Annotated in this window: 18 protein-coding genes and 2 pseudogenes; 3 read left to right on the forward strand and 17 right to left on the reverse strand. The window is 45.5% G+C overall.

Going from position 1 to position 21,994, the window contains the following annotated elements; translation table 11 throughout:
- Positions 1-2 precede the first annotated feature (2 nt).
- The 3 genes from ilvN to G4D54_11275 are packed head-to-tail and all read right to left on the reverse strand — an operon-like array spanning position 3 to position 3,392.
- Positions 3-494 (reverse strand): acetolactate synthase small subunit, encoded by a 492-nt coding sequence (ilvN, locus tag G4D54_11265; GenBank protein QJA02986.1) that lies wholly within the window; start codon positions 492-494, stop codon positions 3-5.
- Between the two features lie 12 nt (positions 495-506).
- Positions 507-2,177, reverse strand: a complete 1,671-nt coding sequence (ilvB, locus tag G4D54_11270) for a biosynthetic-type acetolactate synthase large subunit (protein ID QJA02987.1) — start codon at positions 2,175-2,177, stop codon at positions 507-509.
- Positions 2,178-2,189: 12 nt separating this feature from the next.
- Positions 2,190-3,392, reverse strand: coding sequence for a threonine ammonia-lyase (locus G4D54_11275; protein QJA02988.1), 1,203 nt, complete (start codon positions 3,390-3,392; stop codon positions 2,190-2,192).
- 396 nt (positions 3,393-3,788) lie between these two features.
- On the opposite strand from G4D54_11275, the gene G4D54_11280 reads away from it, so the two are divergent.
- A complete protein-coding gene (locus G4D54_11280) occupies positions 3,789-5,108 on the forward strand; it encodes an ATP-binding protein (protein QJA02989.1) in 1,320 nt (439 codons plus the stop codon).
- A gap of 213 nt (positions 5,109-5,321) precedes the next feature.
- Here G4D54_11280 and G4D54_11285 read toward each other — a convergent pair whose 3' ends face one another.
- The 5 genes from G4D54_11285 to G4D54_11305 all read right to left on the reverse strand — a co-directional run bounded on the left by G4D54_11285 (position 5,322) and on the right by G4D54_11305 (position 12,468).
- Positions 5,322-6,722, reverse strand: coding sequence for a peptidase S41 (locus tag G4D54_11285; protein ID QJA05190.1), 1,401 nt, complete (start codon positions 6,720-6,722; stop codon positions 5,322-5,324).
- A gap of 19 nt (positions 6,723-6,741) precedes the next feature.
- Positions 6,742-9,213, reverse strand: a complete 2,472-nt coding sequence (locus tag G4D54_11290; protein ID QJA02990.1) for a transporter substrate-binding domain-containing protein — start codon at positions 9,211-9,213, stop codon at positions 6,742-6,744.
- Between the two features lie 82 nt (positions 9,214-9,295).
- Positions 9,296-9,967: an ABC transporter ATP-binding protein gene (locus G4D54_11295; GenBank protein QJA02991.1), complete on the reverse strand. Its 672-nt coding sequence runs from the start codon at positions 9,965-9,967 to the stop codon at positions 9,296-9,298.
- Positions 9,968-9,978: 11 nt separating this feature from the next.
- The gene (locus G4D54_11300) at positions 9,979-11,487 is read right to left on the reverse strand and encodes an ABC transporter permease (GenBank protein QJA02992.1); all 1,509 of its coding nucleotides are present in this window, start codon (positions 11,485-11,487) and stop codon (positions 9,979-9,981) included.
- A gap of 117 nt (positions 11,488-11,604) precedes the next feature.
- On the reverse strand, positions 11,605-12,468 hold the full coding sequence (locus G4D54_11305; protein ID QJA02993.1) for a YitT family protein: 864 nt from the start codon (positions 12,466-12,468) through the stop codon (positions 11,605-11,607).
- A 223-nt stretch (positions 12,469-12,691) separates the two neighbouring features.
- Between G4D54_11305 and G4D54_11310 the strand changes: the two genes are divergently transcribed.
- The gene (locus tag G4D54_11310; protein ID QJA02994.1) at positions 12,692-14,413 is read left to right on the forward strand and encodes an asparagine synthase; all 1,722 of its coding nucleotides are present in this window, start codon (positions 12,692-12,694) and stop codon (positions 14,411-14,413) included.
- A gap of 23 nt (positions 14,414-14,436) precedes the next feature.
- Here the strand turns inward: G4D54_11310 and G4D54_11315 are convergent, their stop codons facing one another.
- From G4D54_11315 to G4D54_11355, 9 genes and pseudogenes are all read right to left on the reverse strand, one after another.
- Entirely contained in the window at positions 14,437-14,622 is a 186-nt protein-coding gene (locus G4D54_11315) for a hypothetical protein (protein QJA02995.1), read from the reverse strand.
- 51 nt (positions 14,623-14,673) lie between these two features.
- Positions 14,674-15,180: a nitroreductase gene (locus G4D54_11320; protein QJA02996.1), complete on the reverse strand. Its 507-nt coding sequence runs from the start codon at positions 15,178-15,180 to the stop codon at positions 14,674-14,676.
- A gap of 278 nt (positions 15,181-15,458) precedes the next feature.
- The gene (gene rmuC, locus G4D54_11325) at positions 15,459-16,562 is read right to left on the reverse strand and encodes a DNA recombination protein RmuC (GenBank protein QJA02997.1); all 1,104 of its coding nucleotides are present in this window, start codon (positions 16,560-16,562) and stop codon (positions 15,459-15,461) included.
- Between the two features lie 194 nt (positions 16,563-16,756).
- Positions 16,757-17,929: pseudogene (gene tnpB, locus G4D54_11330) on the reverse strand (IS200/IS605 family element transposase accessory protein TnpB).
- Positions 17,930-17,960: 31 nt separating this feature from the next.
- Positions 17,961-18,453 (reverse strand): annotated as a pseudogene (locus G4D54_11335) (recombinase family protein).
- Positions 18,454-18,542: 89 nt separating this feature from the next.
- Complete coding sequence (locus tag G4D54_11340) at positions 18,543-18,956, reverse strand: competence protein ComK (GenBank protein QJA02998.1); 414 nt, start codon at positions 18,954-18,956, stop codon at positions 18,543-18,545.
- Between the two features lie 135 nt (positions 18,957-19,091).
- The gene (locus tag G4D54_11345; protein ID QJA02999.1) at positions 19,092-19,559 is read right to left on the reverse strand and encodes a RidA family protein; all 468 of its coding nucleotides are present in this window, start codon (positions 19,557-19,559) and stop codon (positions 19,092-19,094) included.
- Between the two features lie 10 nt (positions 19,560-19,569).
- Positions 19,570-20,844, reverse strand: coding sequence for an HlyC/CorC family transporter (locus tag G4D54_11350; GenBank protein QJA03000.1), 1,275 nt, complete (start codon positions 20,842-20,844; stop codon positions 19,570-19,572).
- A 135-nt stretch (positions 20,845-20,979) separates the two neighbouring features.
- The gene (locus G4D54_11355; GenBank protein QJA03001.1) at positions 20,980-21,543 is read right to left on the reverse strand and encodes a hypothetical protein; all 564 of its coding nucleotides are present in this window, start codon (positions 21,541-21,543) and stop codon (positions 20,980-20,982) included.
- A 63-nt stretch (positions 21,544-21,606) separates the two neighbouring features.
- Between G4D54_11355 and G4D54_11360 the strand changes: the two genes are divergently transcribed.
- Entirely contained in the window at positions 21,607-21,852 is a 246-nt protein-coding gene (locus G4D54_11360; protein QJA03002.1) for a DUF3892 domain-containing protein, read from the forward strand.
- Positions 21,853-21,994 lie beyond the last annotated feature (142 nt).

The raw sequence follows: 21,994 nt of genomic DNA on the forward strand, positions 1-21,994 counted from the left end.
GTTTAATAAACAGTTTCCGTACTCAGCTGCAGCGCAGCTCCGCCAGTGCGGCTGATTTCCTTAATGTGATACTCGCGCAGCTCCTCCAGAAAATAATTTACAGAAGCCGGTGTATCCGTCATCTCCACGATACAGCAGCCATCCTCGATAATCTGCGTCCGTCCGTTAAAGTCCTCCACACATTTTTCAAATGCTTCCATCTGATTGACGCGCGGGGCCACCTTAACGAGCATGACCTCCCGGATAAACAGCTGTTCGTCCGGTATTTCCTGGACGATTTTCACATCCTCCAGCTTATCCAGCTGCAGCTTGATCTGATTGACACTCGCTGCATCCCCGCTCGTTGTAATCGTGATACGGGAATAATTTTCATTTTCCGTTTCTCCTACAGCCAGAGAATCTATGTTGAATCCTCTTTGGGAAAACAGATTCGTCACTCTTGTCAGTACCCCGAAGTGATTGGATACCAGAATGGATAATACCGCTCGATTCATGCTCTCATCTCCCTAGTTGCCATATAGAATAATATCCTTACCGCTTTTTCCCGGAGGTATGATCGGATAGACACAGTCATCCTTGTCAATCCAGCAGTCCACAATGCAGGGAACCCTGCTGGACAGCGCCTCCTTCATGACACCTTTAATATCATGCCTCGTTTGGATACGCAATCCCTTTCCGCCAAACGCCTCTGCCAGCTTCACAAAGTCCGTCTGCCGGTCAATCGTCGTATGAGAATAGCGGTGATCATAGAACAGAGTCTGCCACTGCCGCACCATTCCTAAAACATGATTGTTGAAGACAAGCACGACGATGGGAATATTGGCACTGACAGCCGCTGCCATCTCATTCATATTCATATGGAAGCTTCCATCCCCCGTAACCAGAATAACCGGACGGTGCGGATTGGCAACCTTGGCACCGATTGCCGCTCCCATACCATAGCCCATCGTCCCCAGACCGCAGGAGCTGATCCAGCTGCGCGGACGGGAAAACTGATAATACTGTGCCATGATCATCTGATGCTGTCCGACATCGGTAACGATAATCGCATCCTCTCCGACGATTTCATGCAGGGTCAGGGCAAGATCTCTGGGATCGACATTTTCTCCCGGCTTCGGCTTTGGCAGCCCCAGCTTGGTTTTAAAATCCTTAAGTGTTCCCGTCCAGTCATCATGCTTGGTTTCCGGCATGCGCTGTATCATTTTCTTCAGAATATAGCGGGCATCTCCGACGATGGAAATGTCACTGGCTACATTCTTGGAAATTTCAGAGGCATCGATATCGAAATGGATGATTTTCGCCTCTCTGCCGAATTCTTCCCGGTTTCCCGCAACACGATCGGAAAATCTGGAGCCGATCGCGATAATCAGATCGGTATTCAGGGTTGCGTAATTGGAGACCGGTGTCCCATGCATCCCCAGCATACCCATATATAAATCATAGTCATACGGCACACTGCCAAGTCCCATCATGGAACAGCAGATAGGAATATCCATATGCCTGGAAAAATTCATTAGCTCTCTGGTCGCATTGGAGGAAATAATCCCTCCTCCGGCATAGATCATCGGACGCTCGGCCCTGCGGATGACCTCCAGCGCCTGTTCAAATACGACATCGTCCACCTTTGGAAGCTTGCGGATGCGATAGCGCGGCAGCTTGACATATTCGCTGTGCGCTGCGGTAACATCCTTCGGTATATCGATCAGAACAGGACCCTTTCGTCCGGAATTGGCGATGACAAACGCCTTGCGTACCACTGCCGCCAGGTCCTCGACATTCTGCACGATAAAGTTATGCTTGGTGATCGGCATGGTGATCCCCGTGATATTTACCTCCTGAAAGGAATCACGTCCCAGCAGATCATTGGGAACATTGCCGGTAATGGCCACCATGGGAATGGAGTCCATATAGGCTGTCGCAATACCGGTAACCAGATTGGTAGCGCCCGGTCCGCTGGTTGCCAGACAGACCCCGCATTTGCCGGTGCTTCTCGCATAGCCGTCTGCCGCATGGGCTGCCCCCTGCTCATGTGAGGTGATAATGTGACGGATATCCTCACTTCGTTCATATAACGCATCATAGATATTCAGCACCGATCCTCCGGGATATCCGAAGATGGTATCCACACCCTGGTCGATCAATGCCTGTATCAGTATCTGCGAACCATTCATTTTCATAAAACAGCCTCCCTATTCCATCGTTATTTCATATCCCTTTTGCTTTAACACCTTAATCAGTGCCTCCCCATGTTCCTTGCTGCTGACCTCAACAGCCAGATGGAGTATGGTTTCATTCAGATTCAAATCAGCCTGGATACGGTCATACTGTATTTCAATAATATTCGCATTCTGTTCACACAGGATATGCGTGAAATGCTCCAGAGCACCCGGTACATCCAGCATCAGTGTTTTGAATTTCATGTTTCTGCCGCGGCTTACCAGTCCCTTTTCAACAACCTTGTGTATAAAGGAAACATCGATATTCCCTCCGGACAGAACACAGACAACACGTTTTCCCGCAACATTGATTTTTCCGTTGAGCACAGCTGCCAGACTCGCTGCCCCCGCCGGCTCCACGACCTGCTTTTCTCTTTCCAGCAGCAGAAGAATCGTCGCTGCGATTTCACTGTCACTGACACTCACCATCTCATCCACATTTTCCTGAATAAGCTTTACCGTGGTCTTCCCCGGATTCATCACCGCGATTCCATCCGCGATCGTATTTACATGTTTAATCGCACAGTGCTTCTGCTTCTGAAAGCTCTGTACGATGGCATTGGCTCCCTCCGCCTGAACCCCGACGATTTTGATACGCGGATTGATCTGCTTGGCATAAAAGCTGATTCCGGAAAGCAGTCCGCCTCCCCCAGCCGGTACGACGATCATATCCACATTGGGCAGATCATGACAGATCTCATAGGCGATTGTTCCCTGACCGGCTATGACATCCTCATCATCAAAGGGATGAATAAAGGTTGCCCCTTTTTCCTCCTGCAGACGAAGCGCTTCCTGATAGCACTCATCATAATTATCCCCTGCCAGCACCACATCGGCACCATAGCCCTTGGTTGCCAGCACCTTGGCAATCGGTGTGCTCTTCGGCATCACGATGGTTGCATGCATGCCCAGCTTGCTTGCGGCATAGCTGACGCCCTGTGCATGGTTGCCGGCACTGCTGGCAATGACCTCGCTCGTTTTCCCCTCTTCCTTCAGCTTCGCCAGCTTGTTGAAGGCGCCGCGAACCTTGAAAGATCCGGTTTTCTGGCGGTTCTCACATTTCAGAAACAGCTGACAGCTGCTCATTTCCGAAAATGTCCGCGAGCTGGTCACCTTCACATTGTGAATCTGCCCCTGCAGTCTGGCGGCCGCCTTCTCTACATCTTTACATTCCATTCCTCTTCCTCCTGTTTCGTAAAAAAGCAGCATATCCAACGATAAGCTGCTTTTCTTTCTATCCTCACGCCTTAGTGTTTATACAACGAAAGTGTTCTGTTATGGAAATCTCACGTATGAGACTCACTAGAAAGAAAAACAGACTTGCTTAGGACTATGAGAATAATAATAATGACGATAATGTATAGTGCCATCACTTGTCCACTTCCTTTCCAACTGTGATGGTATTAGAATAAAACTTTTTCACACTTTTGTCAATAGTTTTCAGTCATATTTTCATTTATTTTACAATCCTGTTACATACGTTGTGGAAAACGAATATTTATTTTCACAAAACCCTTTTCATTCCGCCATTCCTTCTTTATAATAAAAGGCATAGACAACGGAGGTATCCCCATGTATAAGGAAACAGCAAAACTTATTTTATACCGCAGCTTTGGTGATCACAGTATTTTATCAGAGCTTTCCAAGATATTTCATGACTTTGATGCAAAAACGGCAGAGGATGCAGAACTGATTGAACGTATATACACACAGATCAAGGCACTGCTTGATCTGGCGACCAGCTATGGCTTTGATGAAAATCTCTGGCACAATTATCTGACCTTTCTGCTTCTGATGAATGAAAATTCATTCAGCCTCGTCAGTGAAAAGAGTCCGGTACAGGATGGCAGTGTGCATCATTTCGCCAAAAATGATTTCAGGGTAGTTAAGCGTCTCTTTGATTTTGACTTTCACCCGATTGAAAAAGCACTCGGCATCGACTGCTTCTCAACAATCAGCAATTATAAAGCCGTTGCCAAAAAGGAGCGCATGTACAACAGGAATGTCTCCGCAATGGTACAACGTATCTCCCGCAGCATTGAGACTGCCGCCGATGAGGAGGAAATCTTCCAAATCATCACCACCTTCTATCAGGAGTACGGTGTCGGGATGTTTGGCTTAAACAAGGCGTTTCGCATCCGATCCTGTGAAAACGGGGATGTGGAATTTCTTCCCATCAACAATATGGACAGCGTGATTCTTGATGATCTCATCGGCTATCAGATGCAAAAGGATATGCTGCGGGAAAACACACAGGCCTTTGTTGAGGGACGCAACGCCAACAATGCTCTTTTGTACGGAGACAGCGGAACCGGAAAGTCCACCAGCATCAAGGCCATCGTCAATGAGTACTATAAGGATGGCCTGCGCATGATTGAAATTTATAAGCACCAGTTCAAGGATCTTTCAACCATTATATCGCATATTAAAAATCGCAATTACCGCTTTATCATTTATATGGATGATTTGTCCTTTGAGGAATTTGAAATCGAATATAAATTTTTAAAGGCGGTCATTGAGGGCGGCGTGGAAACAAAGCCGGATAATGTTCTAATCTATGCCACCAGCAACCGGCGCCATCTGGTACGGGAAACATGGAAGGACCGCAACGATATCAATGACGATGACGAGCTGCATCATTCCGATACCATGCAGGAGAAGCTCTCGCTTGTGGCACGCTTCGGTCTCAGCATCTGCTATGAGCGCCCAAATCAGAAGAACTACTTTGAAATCGTCACGGAGCTTGCCAAGCAGTATCCGGAAATCACGCTCAGTGAGGAGGAGCTGCAGGCGGAGGCCAGAAAATGGGGGCTTGGTCATGGCGGAAACAGCGGGCGTGCCGCACAGCAGCTCATCAATTATTTATCCGGACGCTCCGGTCTGAAAACATAAACGGGATATCCTGCGGCTTTCTTCCGGCAGCTTTGCGCTCTCTTTCATATCATAAAAACCTGCAGATACCATTCTTTCCTACGTAGAGGTGCCTGCATAAAGGAGAATTCGAATGGAATTCTCCCTATTTTTTTCACCCGCAATTGAGGAAGAACCACGGATACGCGCAGGCTTCTTTTCATTGCAATATCATTTTTCCATAAGATTGCAGACCTATTGTGTCAGCAGCTGCTCTACAAGAGCGGAGGCATCGTTTGTCCAGATATCCGGCTCTATACCGTAATATTCTTTAGCATAGGAGTCCGAAAACTGCGTCAGCATATTGCCAAAGCTGACCTCCAGACTGGAATGCTTCAGATACACTGTCAGAAAGGAAGAACCACGCAGCATGCCTGCCGTCGGTGTACCGATGAACACAACATGATCAAGGCTGTGCAGCCGATCGATCAAATGCTCTGCTGCGGATGCGGTCTGATCATCCTGTAAGACGAACAGCAGTGTATCATTCTTTATTTGTTTCTCGCTTCTGCGCTCCACCACAGCATGCAGCTCATCCAGCTGCTTCCAGGCTTCTTTCTTTCGCAAATCCGATAAGGACTGTGCGAAGTCTTCTGCATGAAATTTCTCCTCCAGCAAGGGGTTTTCCAGAGGAAGCTTCAACAGTGTCTGCATATGACCGCCCTTTGCAGTCCCCGAGAAGCTGCGATACCAGCTTTCTGCCACCAGCAGATCACCACCGCTGTTTCCCCGCAAATCCAGAATCGCTGCTTTGCTGTCTTTGAACTTCTCTGCCGTTTTTAAAAATGCATCCGCCTTCTCCTGTTCACGTTTTGCATAAAACATCCGTGCCGTATGAACATAGGGAACACCCTGAATCTCCTTTTCAAGAATGGCTTTATCCGAAGGATGTGCTGCAAGAGGCAGTACCTTCTGCCGCTGTGCCGTTTCCTTGGCAAAATGCAGGGTAACTTCTGTTTTCTGCTCGTTTATTTTTTGATAATATACATAGCGTCCCGCATGCAGAGCATCCTCCTTCAGAACAGTCTCCAGCTTTGTTTCTTCATCTATTGCCGTTACCCTTTTATCTTTGAAATAAAATCCGTCTTTTCTCTTTTCAAACGTATCCTGCATCGTAAAGGTTACCATGGGACGTTTCAGCGGCGTCTGGTCAATCAGAAAGTGCTGATCCTCAAGAAAGCGCAGATGTGTTCGAATACAGGAACGATAGCCCGTATAATCCAGCTCCCGAATTCGCTCGATGTCCTGCAGGATTGCCTCCTCTGCCTGCGCAAACGCATCACTCTGATTAAAATAGGCATAGCAGCCATACAGTTCCTTCAGCATTGCAAACAATGCCGTTGTATCCTCGCGCGCCTCTTTCTTCGTCAGTGTGCGGGAGGGTGAGGAGGCATGCTGATTTTCCAAAGCATAGTCCAGTGCCTTCCAGTACTTCTGCAGGCTGGATTTCTCTTTAGGCATTGCCGGCAGTTTGTAGGCTTCCGTTTTTCGAGTCTGATCGATCTGCTCTGCCAGCTGCTCCGTCTTCCAGGGTATTTTCACTTCATCCTGTCCCTTCCTGCACCCCTGCAGCGGAAGAGAAAGCAGAACCACCATAATGATTCTGCCTGCTGTTTTATTCTTTATCAATGACATAATTATCCTTGCCCTGATGTTTAACATCATATAACGCGATATCCGCACGCTGATACAGACTGACAAAATCATCACCGGTGCGACTCAGCGATACCCCGATGCTGATGGTGGGAATCGGCAGTTTGGTGGTTTCTCTTTTATAACGCAGATTCTCTGTCAGAAGCTGACACTTCTCCTTCACCTGTTCTCTGCCACTGATATGCTTCATAAAGACGACAAACTCATCTCCGCCAAGCCGTCCTACAATTGCGGAATCACGGAAGACCTCCTGCAAGGCGGTTGCTGTCTGAATCAGCACCTGATCCCCTATATAATGGCCGTGTACATCATTTACCTCCTTGAAATCATCCAAGTCCATAATGTACAGCGCATGCGGTGTACTCTTTGCATTCAGTACCTCCTGAATCTGCTTCTTCACAGATGCTGCATTCAGAATATCCGTCAGAGAATCCAGCATGCTTATTTTACGCAGCTGTTCCTTTTCCATCTTTTCAGCATGGATGTTCTGCACACGTCCGATTGCGGAAACAGCCTGTGCCCCATCATAAATCACCTTGATATATATATGATACCATAAGGAAGACCCGTGAAAAATCAGATTTACGTCCGCATCCGTATCCACCTTCTTCATCAGCTGTTCATAAAGCGGATTGTTTCCCTTACCATCCACAACCAGAATCTCGGATTGATAGGAAGAAAAATGCTCAATCACTTCAGGTACCTTGAAAATCTCCACAGCCTCACTGGTAAGACGCAGCATATCACTCCTGTAATCATACTCAAAAATTACTTCCTTCATAATTTCCGAGAGATAGCGGTAACGTGTGTTTTCCAGCTCGATCTGCTTTTTCATTTTCATTTGATTACGATAGTACACATATCCAAGCATCAACAGAACCGAGGCAGCTGCCACGATCAGCATCATGAATTTCAGCGGATTTTCCTGAATATATGTCATGAAGGTAAACGGCTTTTGCTGCTGTGCATTTTCATAAATATAGCTTTCCAGCTCACTGGTATCAATGGTACGGATACCCTTATTCAAAATTGTCGCAAGTGTGTTCTCACTGCTGTTGATAATACCCATGCTGTATTTCATCGAGGAGGAATTCGCCTGAGGATAAATAATGTAATGCGTGAAATCATCCCGGTACTGATAGAAGGATGCAGCATAGCTGTCCGTATACGTGTAATCACATATGCCCTCATCGACTGCACGCAGTGCTTCCTCGATGGAATCATAATAGACTGCATTTTTTGTATTCTCATACTTTTCTGTCACATTCCCCTTGTAGATTGCGGCCTTTTTCTCTTTCAATGTCGTTACATCGACATCATTCCCTGCGACAAGCACCCGCTCCGTTTCCAGATATGGTGTGCTCAGCAGCAGGGTACTGTGACTCATCAGATCGTAATCATACTGTATGTTCAATACGATATCTGCTTCTTTATCTGCAATTTTCTTTGCAAAATCATCATAGCTGTCGGTATATATATATTCCAGCCTCCAGCCCGCCTTTTTGCTGATGCTTTTCAAAAGATCATTTGCCACACCTTGTATTTCCCGATTGCCGTTATAATATTGCAGCGGTCCGAACCCGTCCTGTACCAGCACCTTCAACGCAGGATGCTCGTTGATATAGGCTTTTTCCCTGCTGTTTAAGAGCAGCTGGTTGCTTGATTTCGTGAAATATTTATTGTACAGCGTAGACTGCAGCGTTGGATTGACTTCACTTATGCTGACAATGGCCCGATTCAGTTCGGAGATCAATGCGCTGTTGCCTTTTGTGGTCGCAAAATAAAATGGTGTTGGAGAAAATTTTGCAATGGAACGAAAATTATCATCAATGGAAAGATCGACGGTTATAAGAGCATCGGCTTTTCCAGACTCAACGGCCTTTTGCTGTTCCTTCGCATTTTCACACCATACCGTCTTGTATTTCATACCATTCAATTCCGCAAACTGCTCAAATGCTATATTACGATTTTCCGCATCCTTATCCAGCGCAATGCGAAAGTCTTTACTTTCTGTCAGATTATACTCATCAAAGCGCTCATCGTTTGAAAGCACTGCGATAACACTGTATGCATTTCCATAATTCTCTGTCGGATAATCGTATATCTTGGAGAGTCCCTCATTGTAGCTCATGGCTCCAAGTAAATCCAAATCCCCTTTTTTCAGCATATCCAGCATGGTCGTCAGCTGCTCATTCAGATCCCCTTCTATTTCAACGAACTCATACGTCCATCCTGTGTATTGTGAGATTTCCTTCAGATAATCATAGGTGTAGCCTGTATAGGTGCCATCATCATTTTTTACTGTCAGGCCTGGCTGCGTAGGAAAGCCTACTCGTATGACACGCTTGTTTTCCTCTGCCTGCACTGATGGTACTGCCGATAGCAGAAACAGAAACATTACAACAATGCATGCCAGTATTCCCTTTTGCTTCATAATCTCACCTCGATGTCCATATATCTTATATTATACAGTATATAGAAGAAGAAAAGTAAATTTTTTCAAAGAAAAAGGCGTATTATACACCTTTTTGTCTGTTTTTGATTTTTTTTGTATCGGTTAATGCATAAACTTCATCTGCAAGGGATGCAACCACGGGTGAATGTGTGACAAGGATGATACATTTCTGTTCCTCATACGCAAGACCTTTAAAGATTTCCATGATTTCATCCTGCGTATCCTCATCCAGATTACCGGTAGGCTCATCCGCCAGAAGAATTGCGGGATCATACGATACTGCACGGGCGATGGCTACACGCTGCTGCTGCCCACCGGAAAGCTTTAAAATACGGCGTTGGGATTCTTCCTTACTGAGCCCCACCTTTTCCAGCAGTTCCATTGCATATGCACGGTTGTTTTCTTTTTTTACTCCGGCGATGTCCATGGACAGTATCACATTTTCAACGGCAGTCAGATGCATCAGCAGATTAAAGCTTTGAAAAATCACACCTGCATACTGACTTCTGTATAGATACTGATCCACCTCGCTGACATCCAATCCATTGTACAGAATCTTTCCTTCCGTTGGCTTTGTCAGCTGTGAAAGCAGAGACAGCAAAGTGGTCTTACCTGCTCCGGAGCGACCGGTAATCGCGTAGATTCTGCCGTCTTCAAAGCGGTAATTCACATGGCGCAGCACCAATTCCTTACCATTATAGCTGTAGCCGACATTCTGTAATTCCAGCTGCATGTTGCTTCCTCCTATTCTCTGTTCGATAATATATTCAGCGGTTCATAACGCAGAATACGCAGTACCGCCAGGGCGGCGGATAATAGCGTCAGCAATATGGCAATACCGCCCAGCTCCAGCAGGACCTTTCCATTGGCGGCACTGCTGATTTCCTGTATATAGGATACAGTTTCTTTCTCCATTCCCTTGCTCCTGCCGCCAAACTCTATCTGCGGACCGCCTTCCTTTGGAAAATCGGTTTCCTGCGTGGCAGATGTCTGTACAGTCTGTGTCTGCAGCAGTGTGTTGGTCAGCGGTACACTTGCGGCAGCACCGATTCCACAGCCCAGCATAATCGCCATAAGTGTTACTATGAAGATTTCACAGATGAACTGCAAAGCAATCCTGCGCTTGTTCATACCGATGGCCGCCAACACCCCGATTTCATATTTCCGTTCCCGGATGTGATAGATATTGAGCACCACTAGAATCACACCGCCGACCAGCAATACAACCGCCAGAAAATATCCGGCATACGTACTCAGATTTTCCAGCGGGGCAAGGCTTTGTTCATAAGCAGCCACATCCTCAGAGGAAACGGTATACATATCACTCAGCCCAAGCTTTCGGGCCTGTGCTTCAAATTTATCATATGCCTCAACATTTTCAAACACATACGTGCCACGGGTCTGGGCATGCAGGGCAGTATCCGTATCAGCGGTACTCTTTTCAACCATCGCATGCAGAGCCTCATAGGACATATAAATCTGATTGGCAGGATCCATCATATTCATCCCCATAAAGGAATCAGCGGTTTTTGTAGAGGTATAGATACCGACAACCCTGACCTTGTACGTTTCCTTCTCAGCAGCGGGATTGGTAAAGGTAATCGTATCCCCGATGGACAGGTTATTCAGTGTGGCAAGCTCCTGATGGATGATACACGTAAGCGCATCATCACCTTCCGTAAAACGGACTCCCTCACTCAGCTGGGCACTGCCATCCGCAAAGGCCGTCATCGCCGCATAGCTGCTATAGCCGGTTATGGTGAAATCTCCCTGATTTTGCATACCGCCAATGCCCTTCCCCTGTTGGGGAAATCCACGTTCCTGGGATGTGTCTGCCGTGGCTGTATCAGTAGTATCAGAGGAAGTGGAAACCGCTTCTATCGAAGATGCGTTCAGGGAAACACTTTCCGTATAATAGAAATCATGGACGGATTTTGCCTGTGCATAGGTTTTTAATTCCTCCAAAGACAGCTCTTTCATCGAAGACATCCAATCCTTCATACTGCCGCTATCCGGCTGCTCTGTTTCCTCTGCATTCTTACGCATATCCTCCATCATGGACTGGCGGTCCACACGGATGGTTGCGGTGATGTTCAAATCGGATAAGCCGCTTTCACGCTCCCTGTCCGCAGCCTCGCGAATCGACAATGCAAGGCAGGCTGACAGACCTATCACAAAGGCGATACAGCCGATCAGTATATTTCTGCCCTTTGCTCTGGTTATATTCCGCAATGCATTCTTTAAAATGTACATGAGTATTCTCCTTTCACGGTTACAGTATACAGGCGGCATGTGATAACTCTGTGAACAGGCTATGAAGAGCAAAAGAAAACACCCTCTCAGGTGTTTTAGTAAGCAAATCAACTGATTTTATTCAATCGGCCGCTGATAGAATTTCCCCTCAACACTTTCCGTCTTTGTCACATTGACAAAGCTGGTCTGATCAATTTCACGGATTCGGGTGACAAGCCCCTTGACATTCTGAGAATCCACAACTGTGTACAGCATGGTTCTCGGCCGCCCGTAATAGGTACCGATCCCCTCCAGCCGCGTTACGCCGTGATGTGTGGAATTCTGAATTTCCTCAATCACGATATCCGGATTGCTGGTGACGATGAACAGCGTCATCCGCTTGTAACGGGTATGCACAAAATTGATAACCTGTGTGGAGCAGAACTGAAAGATTATGGAATACAGCGCAGCATTCCATCCGAACAGATATCCGGCAGCCACAAGCATTACGGCATTCATAGCCAGGATATAATTCCAGGCTGGCTGATTGGTCCTTTGTGAAATCCACATGGCGATGAAATCCGTTCCGCCGCTGCTGGCATTCCCGCGTAAGGCGATGCCCAAGGCGACACCCTGTAAAATTCCACCGAATATGGTAATCAGCAGAATATCCTCCGTGATATTGGTAACCGGCAGGATTTCAACAAACACACCGGTTAAAACAATCATCACACAGGAATACAGTGTGAATTTCTTTCCTACTGTTTTGTAGCCGATGTAGGCCGGTATGGCATTCAATGCAAAGTTGACGGCAGAATACGGAACCTGCAGGTTCATATATTTTTCCGCGCATCGCTGAATGAATACCGTCAGTCCGGTAAAGCCGCCCGGAAACAAGCCCCCGGCATTGATAAAGGTATTGATATTGATGGCGCAGAGAAGTGATCCGATAATCACACAGCCTACCGTAATCAGATCTCTGACACTTGGTTTTAATCTCATTCTTCTACTCCCTTTTTCCTCTGGTCATGCATAATTATACTATCTTTTTTTCTACATGCAACCGTTTTACGGATGATACCTGTTTACTTTTTTCTATGTAAATTTTCATTCAGCCGTATCAGGTCTTACACGATTTCCAGCAAGCACTTACAGCTGTTTTTTAGCTGAACTGATACTATTGTGCTGTGAAAATTCATACAATGCATATGGAAGGAGAGTTGTTATGAAACAATTTTTAGCCGTAGCTGCCCTAAATGAGGCAGTCAAAAAGCACTGCGATACCCGCAGGGATGTCAAGATATATACCGAGGGCTTCAAAGCTGTACAGCATGAAGCAATGGAATTTTCTGTTATGTGTGATGGGGAGCTGTATCAGCTTGAAAAATTACACGAGGAATTGCGACAGGCTGGTTTTCCTAATCCCTCCAGTATGGAGGAAGCCGTCTTGTATGCCTATCTGCTCTGGGGCGAAAAAGCGATGGAGCATATGGAGGGTGCTTATTCCTTTATTATACGGAAAGGTGATTCCCTCTTCTGTGCCAAGGATCCGCTCGGGCTTCGCCCAATCTATTATCTGATCAAGGACAACTGCATTTGGATCAGCTGCCGGATTCAGCCTCTGCTGGATGCTTCGGATACACCGGCCGTTCTGAATCGCGAGGGACTTTTGGAGCTGTTTGCCTTTGGCCCCAGCATCAGTGAAAATCAGACGCTGTATAAGGATGTCCATGCATTGCCGATGGGCTCCCTGCTTCGTATATCCGCCGGTAAGCTGGAGATAAAAACATATTATAAGCTTTCCGCACATCCGCATACGGATACCTTACAGGAGACCATCACGAAGGTACACGAGTTGATGAGTGCCTCTATCCACGCACAGGCGTCTGGTGCACAGGCAAGCTTTCTCTCAGGCGGACTGGATTCCAGCCTGATAACGAGCGTTGCCGCAAAAAAGAATCCGCAATGGCGTACCTATTCTCTGGATTATGAAGGGAATAAAGAAAATTTCAAGGGGAATATGTATCAGGTTTCTCTGGATGCTTCCTTCATTCAGGATATGTGTGAGTTCTGTCAATGTGAGCATACACCGCTTATGCTGTCACAGCAAGAGCTCTGTGATCTGCTGGAGGATGCTATGCTGGCAAGAGAGGCACCGGGTATGGCAGATGTGGATTCCAGCTTGCTGTGGCTGTGCCGTAAGGTTGCTGAAAAGGAACAGATCATTTTAAGCGGAGAGTGCTCGGACGAGATTTTTGGCGGCTATCCGTGGTTTTACCGGGACGAGTTAAAGGATTTGGATACCTTTCCATGGCTGCGCTCCACAAAAGAGAGAATCTCTTTGCTTCATCCGGATTTGCAGCGTCTTCCGTATGAGGACTATATCGCAAAGCGTTATGCGGAAAGCATACAGGATATTGAATATCTGGATACCGACAGTGAGGAGGACCGCCGTGCGCGTATTCACACCGTGCTGTGTCTGCACTGGTTTATGCAGACGCTGGTTACCCGTCAGGTATGCATGGGAGATGCAGCGCATTTGAATATCCGTGCCCCGTTTGCCAATGTGAAGCTGCTGGAATACGTATATAACATCCCATGGGAGATGAAGTTTCTGAAGCAGGAGGAAAAAGGCATTCTGCGAAAGGCATTTGAACATGAGCTGCCTGAAAGTGTTGCCCATCGGAAAAAGAACCCGTTTCCAAAGACACACAATCCCCGATACGCCGAGCTGGTCAGCAAACGTCTGCAGGAGCGTTATGAGGATCCGACAAGCCCGCTGCATGAGTTGTTTGATGATGTAAAATTAAAAGAGCTGATTGATACAAAGGGGGAAAGCTTTCAGCTGCCATGGTACGGTCAACTTATGAGCGGACCACAGCTGCTTGCCTATCTGTATCAGATTGACCGATGGATCGTTACCAAGCATATCTCGATTGAAAAATAGTATAAGAAAAGCGGCAGAGCATCTCATTCTGCCGCTTCTTCCGTTTCCACCCCTGCCTCCTTCATGACCTTCTGCAACTCCACAAGCTGACTGGTGCGCAGCATGTCCCGAATCTGCCGCAATTCCTTCAGACAGCTTCTCAGTAAATCAACAATGGAAGCAAGCAGAAACAAGGCACCGATAACAGCGCAGTAAGCAAGTATATCCATCCTCATCCTCCCTTTCAGACTCACAGCGATTGAATAAAAAGACGCGATCTCCTATAGCGATTCATGTATTGTCAGACTATCCTGCAATGTCTTTCTGTCAGTCTTTCGTCTCTGTTGACTGCCGTAGCCCACAGCAATAACGAGCCGTATTCTTTTTTTATCCGGTATCTGCAGCAGCTCTTTGATTTTCTTTTCGTGAAAATATCCAATCATGCATGTATCCAAACCAAGCTCAGCAGCCTGCAGGCACAGATATGCACACGCAATACCGATATCCACCTGATGAAATTCCTGATTCTTCATGCGATTCACGATTCGCTCAGAAACCACCGGCTTTTGTTCTTCAACAACGATAAAAGCTGCATGCTTTGTAAAGGGCTGTGTCAGGGCTACCATGGCCGGGTCTTGGATGATGTGAAATTTCCAAGGCTGCGAGTTGCATGCGGATGGTGCCAGCCCCGCGGTTTCCACACATGTTTTCAGCAGCGCTGAATCAATCGCACGCTCTGTAAAGCTGCGGCAGCTGTATCTTGCGATAATCGCTTCCTGTAGTTCCATAAAGTGTCTCCTATTTCCAATCAATTGTTGAATTTCTCTGTAATTGCGAAAGAAACAGGCTATGATTGATTCATATATGTATATCGTTATTCCTGTATTCTAACTCTTCAGATTTAGCATATAGTGGAATTCAACATTTGTCAATATATAGTTTACATCAACGATACTACCAAAAGGTGTCACTGCCGTGCCCTCTTGCGATTCCAGATTTCCTGTTAAGCTATTTCTTTACAGAATCGATCTGTCATTCTTTTTTCATACCGTTTTGAGAACGCGGATTATGCTGCGCTATCCTTCTTTTTATCCAGCTGCACCTCCTGAATCTCTTCAAAGCGCTTCACAATCTTTCCAGCTGTAATCTGCAGCTGCCGCATATCCTGATAGGTTCGCTCAAAATCACTGCCGACTGTCTGATAACGCTTATGAAACCGCTCAAACTCGACCTGCAGATGCTTCAGCTCCTGCTGAATCTGTTCCACATGCTCATTGCGCTGTACGCCCAGATAGATTGCACGTATTGCGGTCAGATATGCCATCAGTGTCGTCGGTGAGACCATATACACCTTTTCTTCATAAGAGTAACGCACGACCTCATCACAGCTCGCATAAATATAGGAAAACACTGCTTCGGCAGGCAGAAACATGCAGGCAAATTCCGCTGTTTCCTGCGGCAGTATATACTTGGAAGCGATGGCGCGGATATGCCTTTTCACATCCTGTACAAACTGAGCATGTGCTCTGGCCTTTTCCTGCGCCGTATCCGCTGACATCAGACGGTTATAATTTTCCAGCGGAAATTTGGAATCAATACAAATCATACGCAGCGGTTCACTGGCGAACAGAACAGCATCCGCAATCGTTCCGTTGCTCAGCTTATACTGCTTCTGATAACGATGCTCATCCGTCCCCATCGCCGTTTCCAAAAGACTGTACAATTCTATTTCACCAAAGATGCCTCTGGTCTTTTTATCATTTAACACATTCTGCAGCTGCAGGATGGATGCAGAGACCTCCCTGATGCTCTGCTGACTTTCATCCAGCCTTCCCATCTGCTGCAGCACCTTGCCGAAAACCTGTGTTGTCGTCTGATAGCCATGGTGCAGATTCTCATTCAGCGTAAGCTCCAGATGGCTCATCCGCTGTTCGACGTTTTCATGCAGAGACTGCAAATCGGTTTTCATCAGCTGGGAAATCTGCGTCTGCAGCATCATCAGCTGATTGTTGAATTGCTGCTGCATGGCTGCCATATCCTCTCGCTGTGCGTTCAGCTCCCGCAGCACTCGTTCACTGTCTGCTGATTTTGCCGGCCGCTGCTGCAGAAACAGAAAGATAAACAGCAGTACAACACACAGAATTAAAAATATCAACACATATAGTTCCATAATGATCTCTGCTACTCAAAACATGGACAAATATATCCATACCGAGATGTTGAAAGTTCTTGTGAACCTTTCTTACTGCTTCACCGTATATGCTTTTGTACTGGATACATCCAGATACTACTCACAAGTTCTTGTATACTCCACAGTCGTAAATTCCCGACGAAAGCCATCGGTACATGCCTACAAGTCCCTGGTTATGCTACTTTGTAGGATATAGCATCTCTTAAATTAAGACTTGCATGATAATCTCTGTTTGCATGACAGCCACATTCACACACGTATTCTCTGTCAGAAAGTTTTAAGTCCTTCTTGATACAACCACATTCATGACAAAGCTTACTGGATGCATACCATCTATCTACAATTCTTAATTCAATCCCTTATTCTCTGCATTTTGCTCCCAGTTTCGCTCTAAATTCATAGAACTTCTGCGAAGCAACTGCTTTGGAAAGATGCCTGTTCTTCATCATGCCAGATATGTTCAAATCTTCAATAGTGATATAAGACGGCTTGGTCTTCACCATCTCATTAACACTTTTATTTATATAATCCGTACGGATATTCTCTATCCTATGATGAAATCCTTGTACCTTTACTACTTGCTCTCGGATATTTTATCGAGTAGCTTTTCCTCCTTCATTTTTATTGCGCTTCTTTAAGCTTTCGTATTTCCTCGAAAGGCAACGCTGTCCTCGTTTTAACTGTTTCTCTACCTTCTTTAATTTTGCAGTTTTATTGATGTTCTTCTTTACAATACCATTGCTGATAACAGCAAAGTCCTTGACACCAAGGTCAATTCCTAATCCGATATCTTTTAACTGTGGACATACCTGTTCCGGTTGTTCAACGAAAACTGACACATACTATCGTCCAGCCTTACATGAAACAGCGCCGCTCTTGATAATGTAAATACTAGAGTCCGTAGGGATATATCCCTTTTCTTTTCATCTTACCCATCCAAGCGTCGGTATTTTCATACGATGTCTTTCGCATGGTATGGTTACTTTAGAATCTGTTTTCACAAACTACATCTTACCATCCGATTTGCCTTTTTTCTTGAATTTGGGAAACCCGGATTGTCCTTTGTAGAATCTCCTGAATTCCCTTTCGAAGTTCATAATACTTTGCTTTACAGATTTTGAACTGACTTCTTTTATCCATACATACTCAGGATTTTCTTTTAAATAGATGTTGTTTAACCATTTTGAGAAGTCCATGCCGGATATGAATTTCTTCTCTTTTTCATAAACTTCTTTATTACGGGCCAGATTAAAGTTATATACAAAGCGGCAAGTACCAATCGTTTTATTGATTTTCTGTATTTGTTCCAGAGTTGGGTTGATTTCCGTTTTGTAACTCTTTAGCAATTTCCTTGTTTTCCTTTATCTGTTTCTTGTATTACCTTAATCCATACAATCTACAACTGAACACATGTAAGATAAATATGATATCCTGCACCAATTCTTCGTTTGGCGAAAGAGATTCATTATTTACAACAATGATTCTAGTATTGAATTTTTGGCAGAGCTTTTCAAACCAATCATAGCCAAAGCGTATAAATCTGTCTTTACTGGAAATTTTATTCTCCATAACTTCTTATACTTCCTTTTGCGTTGCAAAACTGCCTTAAAAAATCAATCTGGTTTTTTAAATCGTCTTTCTGGTTTCCTGTAGACACTCTCGCATATATAACAATATCTCTTATATCATTGTATGTATGTATTTCTTTAAATTGTAAATATTGGTCATGAGTGTAATACCTACGATTTGTTGGAGTGCGATTTGCCTTTCATATCCCCTCCCTATCCCAGCGTTGTAATGTTTTAACAGAAACACCTAATAATTCTGCAAAATCTTTTGGTTTATAATTTGCGGTATTTGATTTGTTCATAATAAGACACCTTTCTCACAAACACATTTTCTATGTTTTTATAATCTTATAATCTCTCCTTGCGGATATCATTATACCATATATATACCTCAGGAATTCAGAAAAGACAAATAGCGTTCACACAGACGCATGCTTCTGCGAATACAGCGGATATCGACTGATAAAGACAATTTACTTTCATCATGAAACTGTACCACACAGCCCTTTTCCAGACGGTGCACCTCATCTACTGCACGGTAATTGATCCAGATACAATCGGGATTGCGCATTGCTTTTGTCGGAAATAATACATCCCGGTAAATCTCTGATAACAGAATCGGCACCTTCTGATGAATATCCAGATTGCGTGCAGCTGCTGCTCTTCTCCCCTCAAAGGTGGAGCCATGACGCATACACAGTCTTTGTAATATGACAAGTACAGGCTCCTGCAGTCGTGCCTGCTGCTGATTCTCCTGCACCATTAAGCAGCTTCTCTCATCAATTCTTTGCAAATAATAAACCATTTCCCCGCCTCCCAAAAAGCATTCACCTAATCGTTATATCACAGGAATCGGAAAATGCACAAAAAGTAATCAAATACGAGAGAATTTCCTGCATAAAAAAAGGAACAGATTTACTCCGTTCCCATATGACCTCTTCTAGCAGCAGCCTCCGTCGCATCCGCCGCCACAGCCTGAGCATCCGCTTTCCTGCGCTGCCATCTGCTGTTCATAAACCAGGGTATCAATCACAATGCATTCGATTTCTACCTTAACATCCTTTGGCAGACGTGCTACCTGCACACAGCTTCTTGCCGGATATGGTTCCTCCAGATAGCTGCCGTATACCTCGTTCAGCTTATCAAAGTCATTCAGATCGCTGACAAAGATCGTCGTCTTAACGATGTGCTTGTAATCAAGCCCCATGTCCGCAAGAACAGCCTTGATGTTCTTCATGACCTGGTGAGTCTGCTCTTCGATTGTCGTTCCTTCTACCTCTCCTGTTTCCGGGTTTAAGGGAATCTGCCCGCTCAGGTAAACAAAGTCTCCCAGCTTCACTGCCGGAGAATAAGGCCCCAGCGCCTTTGGTGCGTTTGCAGGCTTTACTGCTTTCAAAAATACGTTCATAGTATTCCTCCTAGTCTAAATCGTCATCCATTTGTGACAAGATCTGCATTTCGATTCTGGCTGCCATACCATCCTTGGTATCCAGAACCTTGATTTCAAAGTTTTCAAATTCTATTTCACGGCCTTTGCGGACCTTGCGATGGTTATTCAGTTCAAAGATCCAGGCGGCGAAGGTTCTCGCCTTTGTTTTCGGCGCATCCTGATCTTCTACATATGTATCGAAGAAATCAACGAGCGACACATTCCCGTCAATCGTAAAGGTATGGTGTCCGATTTCCACGACGTGATTGGGAAGAGGATCATATTCATCATAGATCTCTCCTACCAGCTCTTCCAATACATCCTCCAGCGTGACAATTCCGACAAACACATGGGAAGTCAAAGATTCCTCAACAATCGCCATATGCTCCCTCGATTTCTGAATATCCTCCAGAACCGCAGGCAGCTTCTTTCGCTGTGTAACGAATACCGGCTCCTGCATCATCTCAGAAATGACGATTTCCTTATCCTCCAGAAGAGCATCCAGTACATCGCGCACGCGCAGAATACCGACAACCTCGGTTGTCTGATAGGAAATCACCGGAAGCCGGGACAGCTTGTGATCATGAAGAACCTGCTTCATCTGCTCATAGGTGGCATTGTCATACAGAAAAACAACCTGATCCTTGGGTACCATGATATCGCGTACATTCTTATCATCAAACTCAATGACGCTTTCAATCAGCTCGCGCTCCTCCTGCTCCAGAACTCCCTCCTGTTCAATCGTTGAAACGATCTCCAGAAGCTCATCCTCCGTTGCCGTAACGTTTTCAATTTCCATTTTCTTTTCCCAGTGCGCTTCGATCGATTCCACAACAAAGGAAATCGGGCGAAACAGCAGCACCATGATGGAAAGCGGCTTTGCCATAAACAAAGCTACGGATTCCGCTTTTGCTTTCGCAACAATTTTCGGCGTAATTTCTCCAAACGTCAGAATCAGAACCGTCATGATTCCTGTGGCAACTGCCACACCGGCACTCCCGAACATCTGTGTAAACAGCTCTGTCGCAATGGAGGTTGCCAGAATATTCACCACGTTGTTTCCAATCAATATTGTTGTAATTGCAGCCGTAAAGTTTTTGGAAATGCTGTACGCTGTACGGGCACGCTTATCTCCGTTTTTCGCCATTTGCTTCAAACGTATCATATTCACAGAGGAATATGCCGTTTCTGTTGACGAAAACAGTGCACTGAAAGCTACCAGTATAAGTAAAACGATGAGAAGACATATTTGCGATCCATCCAAGAATTACCACTCCCTACCGTATGTCCGTTTAGAAAAAGATGGTTAAAGGCTCTTCACCATAGACATTATTATAAACGAAAATCGGAAAATTTCAATGGAAACGACTATATTCTTCTTCAATCTTCACCCAACTCATCACATTTTCCTTGCAATGCCCTCATAATCCATATACACCGGTGCAGAAAGGTAGATTTTGTTGTTGGACCAGCGCAGAAGGCTTTTTCCGCCGCGGGATACGCCTACAGCTATTTTGTGCAGGAGATCGTCATGATATGCCTTGCGATAGACCGGAATCAGTGTTTCTGAGCCCTCCGGCGTACTGAAATGCATAGCATCCTGTATTTCGTAGGCTTCAGGCATGCGGTACGTATCATGCTCCCGGATTTCAAGAGTCACCAGGTTGCGGAAGCATTTCATGCGGCATTCCCGCTCCTGCAACCGGATATTGCAGGTATCCTTCTCAAACTGCTTCATATACCAGAACCCCAGACAGCATACCGCCTCCAAACTGCATAAATTTGCAGTATTTGCATCCTCCACAATCTGAAAGCGGATATCCTCCCTTACAATACTCCCCGCAAAGCTTTGATGCTCCTGCTGCATCTGTTCACTGCACAGTGTAACATCCCGCATGTGCTCTCTTCGCACACTCACCAGCAGATAATTCCTGTCATTCATTTTTAATTTCCAGAATTTCACAGTATCCCTCCTATGTATAAATATGCGATTGGTGTTCACAATAATGTCAGGAGGTAAGAAAAAATGAAAAAAGAAAAAACAAGCAAAAAGACACGTTTCGTTGCAGCTCGTCGTAACAGTGATGGTACATTAAGCGAGTTCAAGGACAACAATGGAAAGACTTACGACTACGAACAGGCTTTAGAGGCTGTTGAACAGGGTATGATCGAAAACGCTCTTCCATTCACAGGACGTGACGGAGCTCGTCACATTCGTGGAATTAACGATGGAGACGAATCCACAAACCTGCGTAACCTGAAAGAGTTCTAAGAAACGCGCACAAAAAAAGAACATGTGCTGCCATCGGCAATCGCACATGTTCTTTTTTTATTTTCTGATATAAGCAGCAGTGGATGCGCATGGGCTGTCTGCCGTTTTCTTGCGCATATCACTTCGCTGATAAAATTCCTGT

This window comes from [Clostridium] innocuum (genome assembly GCA_012317185.1).
GTDB lineage: Bacteria > Bacillota_I > Bacilli_A > Erysipelotrichales > Erysipelotrichaceae > Clostridium_AQ > Clostridium_AQ innocuum.